The 11,915-nt window shown below is 37.6% G+C and carries 7 protein-coding genes; all 7 read right to left on the reverse strand.

Translation table 11 applies throughout. The annotated features are described in order from the left end of the window. Positions 1 to 4: 4 nt before the first annotated feature. Genes C8N37_RS11775 through C8N37_RS11805 form a run of 7 tightly spaced genes read right to left on the reverse strand, consistent with a single transcriptional unit; the run spans position 5 to position 11,914 of the window. A complete protein-coding gene (locus C8N37_RS11775; RefSeq protein ID WP_108159107.1) occupies positions 5 to 2,017 on the reverse strand; it encodes a M60 family metallopeptidase in 2,013 nt (670 codons plus the stop codon). An 18-nt stretch (positions 2,018 to 2,035) separates the two neighbouring features. Then, positions 2,036 to 3,760 (reverse strand): DUF4983 domain-containing protein, encoded by a 1,725-nt coding sequence (locus C8N37_RS11780; RefSeq protein WP_170114521.1) that lies wholly within the window; start codon positions 3,758 to 3,760, stop codon positions 2,036 to 2,038. Positions 3,761 to 3,778: 18 nt separating this feature from the next. Further along, positions 3,779 to 5,383, reverse strand: a complete 1,605-nt coding sequence (locus C8N37_RS11785) for a DUF5008 domain-containing protein (RefSeq protein ID WP_045752462.1) — start codon at positions 5,381 to 5,383, stop codon at positions 3,779 to 3,781. Between the two features lie 12 nt (positions 5,384 to 5,395). After that, positions 5,396 to 6,124 (reverse strand): fasciclin domain-containing protein, encoded by a 729-nt coding sequence (locus C8N37_RS11790; protein WP_244914406.1) that lies wholly within the window; start codon positions 6,122 to 6,124, stop codon positions 5,396 to 5,398. A gap of 39 nt (positions 6,125 to 6,163) precedes the next feature. Continuing rightward, complete coding sequence (locus C8N37_RS11795) at positions 6,164 to 7,666, reverse strand: RagB/SusD family nutrient uptake outer membrane protein (protein WP_108159467.1); 1,503 nt, start codon at positions 7,664 to 7,666, stop codon at positions 6,164 to 6,166. 13 nt (positions 7,667 to 7,679) lie between these two features. Next, positions 7,680 to 10,847 carry a SusC/RagA family TonB-linked outer membrane protein gene (locus C8N37_RS11800; protein WP_108159109.1) on the reverse strand — a complete coding sequence of 1,056 codons (3,168 nt, stop codon included), beginning with the start codon at positions 10,845 to 10,847 and terminating at the stop codon, positions 7,680 to 7,682. Between the two features lie 29 nt (positions 10,848 to 10,876). Next, positions 10,877 to 11,914, reverse strand: coding sequence for a DUF5007 domain-containing protein (locus tag C8N37_RS11805; RefSeq protein ID WP_108159110.1), 1,038 nt, complete (start codon positions 11,912 to 11,914; stop codon positions 10,877 to 10,879). Between the last annotated feature and the right edge of the window lies 1 nt (position 11,915).

Below are 11,915 nucleotides of genomic sequence, written 5' to 3' on the forward strand. Positions count from 1 at the left end.
TTGATTAAATATCATAAAATACTCCAAGTTCAGCTAAAGCGACATGATTCTCTCCCCCAAGATTTTTATCTGGAAAAACAAACTTGACATATTGCGCTTCTACGACTTCACTAAAAGAAAATTCTCGTAAAACATTTCTTTGAGCTGCGGTTTCAGACGCTTGTGCCAGGGTGTAGGTACCCATTTCAGTCCAGTTTTTATTGTCACGGCTCACCAGTACTTTCACTTTGGGTTGATATGTATTTCCTTGTCTATTTTGAATATAAACACCCTTGAAAGCATTTACTTCTTTCATGTTGATGACGATCTCCACAGGTAAATTTGTTGGGACACTACAGCCCGAATAACAGGTATGCCAATATGTTGCAGGATTACCGTCTGTCATAGCCGTAAATTTGCCCGTACTTTCTCCTGTAGCTGTCGCGACATTAGAAGTAAAGTCAAATGTGGTACCTGGTAAATAATATTTGGAAGCTAATGGCGCATTGCCTCCAGAAAATGTTAAAGGATTATATTCCCAAATGGCTGTTGTCATAGGGGCATATTTGTTGCGCATTTCTCTTTTTGCGGATGCACTCACTGGAATACCCCATGAAATAAAGAAACGAATATAATCGACTGCTGAAAATTCACATAATTGACGATAAAAATAATCTCGTTTAGCCTGTTCCAATGCAGTAGTAAAGTTTTCGTTTCTCGCTTTACTGTAAATGAATGGAAAAAAATCCCATCCTGATTCTCCATTTTTACCTTTTATTTTATCAAATATTTGTAAGAAAGGTGTAATACGGGCGAAAGCAGCATTATCTTCATCGATACCAAAACCTGCAGGAAAACTAGAGAAGTTTTTTCCTCCAGTAGATTTTGCATAGGCTAATGCATTTGGAATGGCTGTTTTCAATGCTGGATGAAAATCAATGCGGTTGGTCTCTCCACGATTGCGTGCGGCATTAAAAATAAAAATATTATTTGTCGTTTCTCCTAAATCTGTCCAACTCCAAGAATTTCCAGCTTGATAATTATGACCAACTTCATGATAGCTTCCCCAAGATGTTCCTTTTTTTATAGTCACTGGATTAGTCAATTCATCTAACCAATATTCATCTTCCTGCATAATCCATGGATTACCACTATGTGCATAACCTGCTGAGGGATGAATATCCATCACCCCGCGTTCCCATAATGTTGGATAGCGGTTTTTCTTATCACTCCCTGTGGGTGAAAGCCCCATCCAATTGTAATAATCTTGTTCATAAGATTTGTCCCATAAACGTAATGCTTCATCAATATGGTCTGCTCGACCTGATTGTATAAATTTAAGAATCAATGAACGGGGTACGGAGAAAGCTGTACGTTTACCAATTAGATCCATCCAAGGGACATCATTGGCAAGAACATCTTTTTTCCACTGATCCACATTGTCTCTATCCAACACAAAATCATTGGCTTTGACTACACCTGCAAATTTTAGATTGACGGGTGTCGAACTTGTATTCTGATTGATAATCCAGATGGTACCTCCATAGAGATTCATCACATAATTATTACCCGGAAATAGCTCTCTTCGCGTATAAATGATATTATCACGACGAGGTGCATCTTTTCCTGTAATATTGTCCGTATGAACACCTACTTGTACCGTCATCCCGATCACTCCTTGCGGAACAGTAATACGGACGACTTCTCCAGCAGGAGCATATAAGCCAGTACTGTAAATGGGAGGTGGCGTATAACTTACTTTATAGTCAAATGGGCTCACATATTCGCGATCCATCAACATGGATAACGTGGTATCTTTTATTCGGTTTACATTATCTCCTACTAGTCCTGGGTAAATTCTAGCACGATGGTAAAGACTTTTATCTGCTTTTCCCATGGTTGTATCGGTCAGGAGGGGACTCTCTGTGGAGTCTCCTTGCTGATAACCATCTTCAAAATCAAAGCCGTATTTGCCACAGGAAGAAGCCAGTGCCATGATCGCACAAAAAGCTCCAAGTGTTATATATCGAATTTTCATATTGGTTTAATTCTAGGATTAGTTTCTGATTTGTGTATAATTAGGACTCCAACTTTTTCCATCCAGTTTCCAAGAGCTCTGAACGGTAACTCCTAACCATTGGTATATCATAAATGGTACATCTACTGCGTTGGGTACTTGACGGAAGAATGAATCACTAATTGGTGGTTGAAAAAATGGCACTAGCTCATTAAAACTCACCCAAGATGTAGATCCTTTAAGAACAAAATTACCAGCCCCTTTACCTGTTTTTTCAGTTAATAGAGTTGTATTTACATCATCATATCCAGGCCAGTAGCCTTGCAAATTATTCCAGAAAGGAGATTTCTCATCGATATGTGTGACACCTCCATACTGCTTTATCTCATCAAAAGTAAATGCCCTGTTGTAGATCTGCAGATTACAAATAGAAATATCAGGATTACCCGAATCACCTGCTAGGTAACCTATAGTAAAAGGAGCATTATTATCCAAATTATTTGAATTAGCTGATACTTGAGAATTAGTTACTGAAGCCTTTGTGCCGTCCGTAAACACATAAACTGAATCTTGACTACCACTACGTTTAATGACTGTCGTCAAAGCATGCCACTCCCCATCATTAATATTAGGACCAAATGCCTGCCCTGCAATCGAACTGTTAATACCCCAGTATCCTGCTTCTAAAAACATGTTCCAACCAGCTCCACTAAAACCTGCAGCTCTTTTGGATAAGAAAGAAGGATAATAATACGTTGCATTCGCATTATTAAACTTTAAAAACAACGTAATGGTCCAATCGGATCCCGTCCCCATATTAAACTTCGTCACATCACCAAGTTTACTCGTAGCTTGATTATTAGCAGCATAATTAAATCTTGTAGCATTACCTGCAAATGGTATATCTTTAGCACTAGGCCTCGGTAAGATCTTACGAGAAAACTTAGGTGAATACATCAGGGTGTATGTCTGTCTTTTGGCATCACCAAAGGCTGTAAAATCTGTAACCGGATCTGTGGAAGTAGCTCCTTTACCAGAAGTGACCACTACTAACCAGTTTTCATGGGTATAAGATTGACGTGCTTTTAAACTTTCCACCAATTCTTTTACCTGCTTGTCCATTTGTGTTACTGCATCTACATACTGAGGAACAGTTTTCCCAAAACCATATTCACGGCCAACTTGCTCTACTTGTGCTAAATGAACAACATTAAAATCTGCAGAGTCTGTACTTAAATTTTTTACTGCACTAGCAATAACGGCTTTATCGTCTGCTCCTTTTGCAACAACTGCATCTTTACCCAAATAATTTGCATAGTTATCTGAAGATGTAAATAAGGTCGATTTTCGTCCAGTCCCTATACTTTTTAGCTGACTAAAAATCGTTGGGTATTCTGCTGTATTCAACACAGATAGATCGTCAGCATTTACTTTATTTTTGACACTATTGACTCCTGTCAAGAGCGCTGCTGCCACTGAAGTATTGGTGACTTCAAAATCTGTTGTTGGATCTGCTAAGCTACCATAAGTCACTAAGCCATTTCTGGTAAATCCGGTTAGATTAACAGGTTCAAGATCTTGTACTGCAGATCCCGATAGTCCATCGACGATGACCAGCAACACTTTATCTCGTGTTTCTGGACTGTCTTTGGCTTCATTGAAATTTTGCAACAAATTTGGAAAATCCTTATTGCAGGCACCAAATAGTAAGAGTGTCACTATCCCAACAGCGATTTTGTTATATACATTAAAAGACTTTTTCATATTTAGTTTCATAAAGGATTATTCTTTAATCTCCAATCGGAAAAAATTTCCGACAGTTTTCACACCATACTGAGAGATACTCCCACCAACCAATAAAGCTGGTTCACCTGTTGACGATTTGGTCTCCACAATCCTTGATATTGATCCTGAAAATGGTGCCTGTGCATTAAACTTCTGCAATAGCGATCCATCTTTTTCCAAAATCAACATATTGGTTCGGCCAATACCATTATATAGGGTAAAAGAACCATTAACGACAACACGCCCATTGTTTAAAACCTGTGCATAATTTGCATTGCCCGTTCCGACGTCTCCCAATACAAATTGCTTATCTATAGAACCATCGGTATTTAATAATGCCACCCCTTTTATATTGGCATTGCCTCCCAATCCATTAAATATTCCTGCAAGAGCAATTTTTTTCTGCGCGGCATTGTAAGTCACACTTATCAATCGTGTAATGGTTCCAGATAAATTAAAGGCAGGATCAACAGAACCATCTGCATTTAAACATACGATACCTGGAGCGGGCTTACCATTGTACGAGGTAAAAGTTCCGATGACAACAATTCTTTCACCATCGATCATAGCCGCGTCCATAATCATCCCATTGGCTCCTTCATTTTTGATCATGTACGTAGAATCTAATGATCCATCAGCACGTAAACGAATGACATGTTTAGCATCGGTAACAATGGTACGTCTATTATCACGTGATGAATAATCATAATCGATCTTAAAATATCGATCAAAATTACCAACGACCATCACCTTATCATCTTTTACTGAAAATACGCGCAATACAGTCCCTCCGAACAATCCAGCGTTGAAACTGGAAACGGTATCTAAGGAATTTTTGGGATTACTTGTCGTATTGATCACATCAACTATAGTGGAATCCAATTGACCATTACTATAGAGTTTTGCAATACCGTAAACTTGTTTGTTATTGAATGTTGAAAAATTACCGCCAATAATAAAACTACCAGAACTCAACTTTGCAATTGAACTGATACCTCCTGAGGAACCAATTCCTCTACCAAAACTCATGGAAGTTGATGTTTTTCCGGATGCGTCGATAAAATGGATCCCTCTTCTATAAACACGATTACTACCGGTTTCGACCGCTTGATTTTCAAAATTGTTGAAGAATCCTGTTACAATAAATCCACCTGCATTAGGTAATATATCCGAAACAGATCCTCTAAAACCATTGATCATTTCATAATTTGCATCGAGACTCGCGTTGCCATCAATCTCCAATCGAGGTCCATAAAAAACTTGCCCGTCGACCACAATTTTGGCATCTCCGGAAGATATCTCCATCGGCACTTTTATCGTGACCAATGAATCTTGTGCTGTGACAACTTCAACTTGTGTATTATTGACAAAAAAATCAATTTTACCAATAAAGGGTTTTAATCCTTTGACATAAAAATCGACTAATTCTCCAGGTTTTGCGAAACTCGGGTTGGGATAATTTTTTATAAATCCGATGCCCAAAGATCCCTTACCTCCAGCATACGGATCTTCCCCTGTTACGATTTCTTTATTACATGCTGTAAAAGCAATGGAAGCCAATGCAAACAACAGATAAAAAGATTTATATAATTTAATTTTCATAATTATTCAGCTTTATGGTTGTTTTGGTAAAATGCCTAAAGTGAATGCTTCATTGGCAAAAAGATAGGTTTGAAATCCAAACGCATGCTTTGAAAACTGCAATACATGCAAAACTCCATTTGTCGGTTGTATATCTGAAGTTGCTACAGGAGCCGTTAAAAATGGGATAAAATAATCCTTAATATCTTCAGGAATGACGACCGAATAAGGATAATTTAAGTACAGTTGTCTATATCCAGCGTACTTAATAATTTGAGTTCCTGTATTGGAGGTTGTTTTAATATCATTGTATAATACGCCAATGTTCATATCGGTATTTTCAAAGTTTTTATACACGCCTCCAGGAAATGTAGCCAAATTCAACGTGTCCATTTGGTTAAAATCTTTAGCCAAATATTTTCCTTTTATAATATACCGTGACAAAAACTTACGCCACACTTCAGGACGAACTTGATCTAAGCTCGTTATTGTATCCTGTCCCATACGAAACAAATTCTCATTGAGTGCCCATACAGATTTTAAAATAGAAACATCAGGTGGCGCAAAAAAAGTAACTTCCTCATTTTTGATTACCTCATCTAACTTCGCTATTTTAAGTGCGACTATAAGCGTGTCAAAAAGTTCTGGTCTTGATTCTAAATATTGCCAGATAGTCCCATTAAACTTAGGGTCATGTATTCCAGTATCGATATAATCCTCCTTTTTACAAGAAAACAAAACCATAGTGGTTATCAGCATCATAAAGCCGATTTTCATCAAATTCTTCATATCGCTACTTGCTTAATTCCAATAATTATTTAAACGCATATAAGGATTGTTGTTCAAAGCCGATTTATCTATTGGCCATGTCCAACCTCCTGAATTAAAGGCTCCTACAGACATCGGTGCGGAGGTGTACTTTGAATTGATTACTTTCTTTGTTCTAACTAGATCATAAAAGAAATTACCTTCTCCAAATAGTTCCCGTGCTCTTTCCCACCATATCGCATCTTTCAGATCTTCTCCACTTTCTGTTATAATGGCTGCCTCTGCACGGTTACGAATAACATTGACTACATCTCTGGCTTCACCATCTCTATTTAATTCAGCTAAAGCTTCTGCACGTAGTAAGATTGGATCTGAGTAGCGGAAGACCATCTGATTATCATCAGGATTGTTATCTTCTCCTTCTTCCATAAACACATTTAGAAATTTTAAACATTGAAACTTACCATCTGTCGCATAAATATTGTTGTCAAACCAATAAGTTTTACGTAAATCTCCTCCGATTGATGGATACAATTCTTCCATAAATTTCGGATCATAATAGATATAAGAGTTGGTTGTTACCTTATTTGGTGCGCGAAGTACATAATCGGAGAATGATGCTGCTAAAGAAAAGCTTTCACCGTAATTGAAGTTTTGTACGATCTCAAACAACCCTTCTTTGGTCCGACCTTTAAAGATTTCTTTAGTTTTTGCTAAACTGAGTAATTGATAAGCTCCATCATTTTGCTCCATCAATTCCTTACCCATCAGTTCAACTTTTTCATAATATGGGGCTTTGTCTTCATTTGCAAATCCTGCAATCCACATATTGATGTGCATATTTAGAGCCAATGCACTGCCCCGCATTGCTTTTACCGCAACCACTGAAGGATCATCATAGGTCCAGGGTAAATTTTTATAATTAGCATCTAAATCTGCAGATAGATTTTTCAATACCGTGATCATATTGGTTCTCGGTAAGGGATCCGTATTCACATCGGTATAATAAGGCACATCTCCAAAGAGGCGTACCATAAAAAAATAGGCTAAAGAACGAAGGAAAACAGCTTCGGCTTTATAAGCTTTCTTTTTTTCTTCGGATAAAAATGGCATATCCTTGTTATCCAATTGGTAACATATGATATTGGCATTTTGAACCATCTTATAGAAATCATTCCATTTGGAGATTCTTGGAAATCCAAAGTAACTGAAGTCTCCCTCACGAGCAAAAATACTATTGAGGTTATTCTGCCTTAAATAAACCAAATAATCTCTACCTGAATTATTTGTGGCACTTGTTCTATTGATCGGTGCACAACGTAGGTCTCCACTTGCAGGGAAAAAAATATTGGACATTGTGGCTTCTCTGAATGTCGAATAGATGCCCCCCATATATTGTTCCACATCATTTTCAGAAGTCCAATAATTATTACCGGTCAACTTATCAATTTGTGTAATATTCAAAAAATCTTTACCACATGAGCCCAGTACTAAACTAGCTCCTAATAAAATTGTATAAATAAACTTTCTTTTCATGATCATTTTCATTTTAGAACTGTACGTTAATACCCAATGAATAAGTTCTTTTACTTGGATAACCGTTTGACCCATCTCGACCCACACCTGTTACAATCTCTGGATCTGGTCCTGAATAATGACTAAACGTATAGATATTATTTGCCGTAAAATTGAGACGAGCAGAACTAATTCCAAATCGTTGTATCCACTTGCGATCAAAATTGTATCCTAACGTTGCTGAGTTAAATTTAATATAAGAGCCATCCTCGAGAAACATCGTTGAATTATAACGGTATGGATTATATAAGGATAGACGTGTAAAATCTGATACATTAGGATAATCAGCATTGTCTCCCAATTCACGCCAAACGTTATAGGCATCTAATGGTACATAAGCTCCTGGCTGATCGTTTGGATTAGCATAGATACCTGTTGGTGTTGAATAATTACGGAATCGATCTGCTAAGGCTGTATTTAGGATATCACGATCTAAGGTATAAGAAAACTGAGTACGTAATGACCATCCTTTGTGACGTACAAATAGACTCAAACCTCCAGTCATCTTGGGCTGTGAATTACCAACATATACTAAATCGTTCTCATCTAAGATGTAATCTCCATTTAGATCCGTAAAAATTGGATCTCCTGCGCGGAAAAATTTTCCTTCAGCAGACTCTCCTCCTGCACGGTAGCGCAATCCGGTAAGCGGATTAACAGGCACCTCATCATCCGATTTGTAAACACCTTTGTAATCGTACAATACGAAAGTTTGTGAATTTCGTCCTAGTCTATAATACGTCGGAAGATTATATCCTGAATCATCTGCTTGTAATAACTGACGAGCTCCATCAGGTAACGATGCCATATAATCTTTGTTCATCGCAAAAGTAGCTGTACCGGATAATTCCCATTCTCTATTTTGCAGTCGTGGTCTGAAATTGATCGTTAATTCATGTCCCATATTGACCATTGCAGACTCATTAGTCAATACATTTCCAAAGGCATTGTGATTGGCAATCGGTTTTCCACGTAAAATTTTGTCTGACTGCTTATAGTAGGTTTCATATACCACATACAAAGCGCTATTAAAAAATCCGAGCTCAGTACCAATAGACCATTGTGTCGTTGTTTGTGGAACTAATTCTGTATTTGGTGCGTTTTTAAGATCTAAGGAAGTCGTCGGTCTATTATTGTATCGACCATCATCAATTTTATACCATCCATACAGATCTGACAAAGTACCTGTTGGAGAGATCGTACGACCTACGGAACCACGGAAAAAACCAGTATCCCACCAATCAAATTTGTCCATGAATTTTTCCTTTTTGAAGTTCCAACGGAATCCTAAGGAAGGATTAGACGACCAAGGAGATTTACCACCTGTTACCGAAGTACCATCTAAACGATATGTTAAATCAACGATGTACTTAGAATCATAGTTATAAGATGCATTACCGGCATATGCAACAGAACGATAGTTTGATAAATTGTTTAACAAACCTCCTAAAGTCCTGCGGGTATCATAACTAATACCTGTCTGAAATTGATCATTTGCGGTACCACGGATAATATTGAGATCAGCGGAGGATTGAGAGATCTCCATCTCCGTGAAACCATAAATATTGATCACATGTTTTTCCTTAATGGCTTTGACCCAAGAAAGCAAGTTGCGGTTATATACTTTACTTTTATTATCGTAATACCCATACACTTCTGAACTATTGCCCAATAATAACTCTGGGGTATAACGGTCTTTGGTAGAAGTTGTATAGTTGTAATTGAATGTTGAGCTTGCTCTCAACCCCCGTATTGGTTCATATTGTAATTCAACCTGAGCAACATAATTTCCAGTTTTATTTTGATCATCAACACTCAATGCTGATAATGCTCCCATACTTCCTGAAAACAGGGATGGAGCTGGGTAAAGTGATGTTGTATTTACGGATTTACCTACTCCTGTCTGCATCATGGCATTACCACTACCCATTTGATTTTCTGCAACATTGGCATTTACATTTGCCATCATCCGGAAACGATCATTGGGCTCGTACTGCATATTGGATTGAACAGTGTATCGCTTAAAACCTGTATTGGCTATAATACCATTCTCATCATAGTAGTTCATATTCACTTTGTAGTTGAACACACGCTCACCTCCTGAAATATTAACATTGTGGGTTTGATTATAGGTATTTCTGTAGAAATATGATTGCCAATCCGTGGAGTTATTATAATATGGATTGAGACTATCTGCCAACATCGGCGAATCGTTAATACGTTGAAATGCTCTGGCTAATGTGGTATCATTTCTTAAAATTTGATCGACACGTAGCATACGTTCGTCACGTCCCCCGATTACTTTTCTTAATTTAGGAACTGAACTTAAAAAGAATTGACCCTGATATTGTACGATCGGAACTTTTGAATTTCCGCGCTTTGTTCTTACTAAGATAACACCATATGCTCCTCGAGAACCGTATAATGCTGTGGCTTGTGCATCTTTTAATACTGTAATATCTTCTACGTCTTCTGGTGGGATCATCGAAATTGGCGATACACCAGGACCTGCAGATTCAAATCCATATTCATAACCTGAATTGTCATCAATAGGCACGCCATCGATAACAAATAAAGGAGATGTGGGTGTTAAAAAAGCATTATCTCCACTTCCCGATACGTTGAAGTTGGAAATACCACGAACAGCTATTGTTCCGCGCATACCCGGGCTACCCGTATTATTTTGGATATTCATACCGGCTACTTTTCCTTGTAAGAGATCAACAAAGTTTCCTGCAGGTATATCTTGGATTTCTTTACCACTAATCGTCACGACCGATCCTGTTAAAGTCTCTCGCTTACGTTGTTGATACCCCACGACTACGACTTCATCAATTTCTTGATTCTTACTGTCCATCTCGATATTATACTCACTCTTTGCGGCTGTTACTTTTGTTTTAACCGTTCCATAACCTTGGTAAGTAAAAATCATTACACCATCTACCGGTACAGAGATGACAAATCGGCCATCACTTCCTGATTTTCCGAGATCTCGTTTTGGTGATTCCAATCTGATGGAAACTCCACTTATGGGTTTATTATCGGTACCCTTAACCGTTCCTTTCACCATTTTAGTCTGCGCCAGAAGCGTATTGCCCAACATGCTGGTAAAAAGAATTATCGTTATACAAAACTGTTTCATAATTGTTAGCTAAATCAATTGGTCTATTATCAATCAAACAAAGGAGATTCATTGGGGAATCGGAACTGGATTTCCCAATCTCCAGCTTCATAAATGGCAAAATAAAATCCAAAATAACAGTCTTCCAATTGACCAAAATTTCCAATTCTCCGATATTTAAATTGCATATATGCTTCTCTTCCATTTGGTGCATAGTCGGTCTCTATCGGAGCCAAAGGAATTGGATAGGCGACATCATAAACTACTTTTTTGTTTTCAAAACGATGCTTAAAGCCATGCACCAATTTTTCCCAATTGGTTGCGTTAAACTTTGCTGGATCAATAGGATTATTTAAAGAATCTAAGAAGCTAATGGTTAATGTGCTAGACCCAGCACCTTTACTTTCCAGTTTATTGAAATATACATTGACATCCGAATTGAACATGGGTTTCTTAGTACGATTTCCTAACATATTCCTCATATTCTGAGGCCAAGTGTAGGGAAGCATAGATAATCCAGTAATGGGATCTATGATACTGGGTTCATAGGGTCTCTCGCGAAAAGGTTTTAATTTGAAATTGCGGATATAACGACGTCCACCAGTATTACTTACCTCGATGTCAAAAACATATCCAGAATCAGGCTGTGCTTTTATAAAACCTGCATTTGCAGATTCTCCCCAAAAATTTATATTACCGGAATGTTCTAAGACTTCTAAAATTGGACGATATTCGGTTTTCCTTTTAGCATTAATTTCAGCAATTGATTTTTCTAAACCATTGTAACTTTCCTTCCAGACTGTTACGGGTAATTTATCATTGAAAATCGTCGCTGGTTGACCGTCAATATCCCGAATATTGACCATTTTAAATGTTAAAGGCTGCGATGTATTCTGTCCTATACTGACCAGATTATTGTAAAATGTATTTCTCCCTAAAATGGGGGTAATCTCATTGTTACTATAGACAATATCCTGCCCTAATGAATCAATATCATCTGGAATATTATTCTTACAAGAAGCCAACACGAACAGCCCTAGACCGAACAATGCAACTTGTTTGAGTGGATTGTAAAATTTTATGTTCATG

Source organism: Sphingobacterium faecium (assembly GCF_003054045.1).
Taxonomy (GTDB): Bacteria; Bacteroidota; Bacteroidia; order Sphingobacteriales; family Sphingobacteriaceae; genus Sphingobacterium; species Sphingobacterium faecium.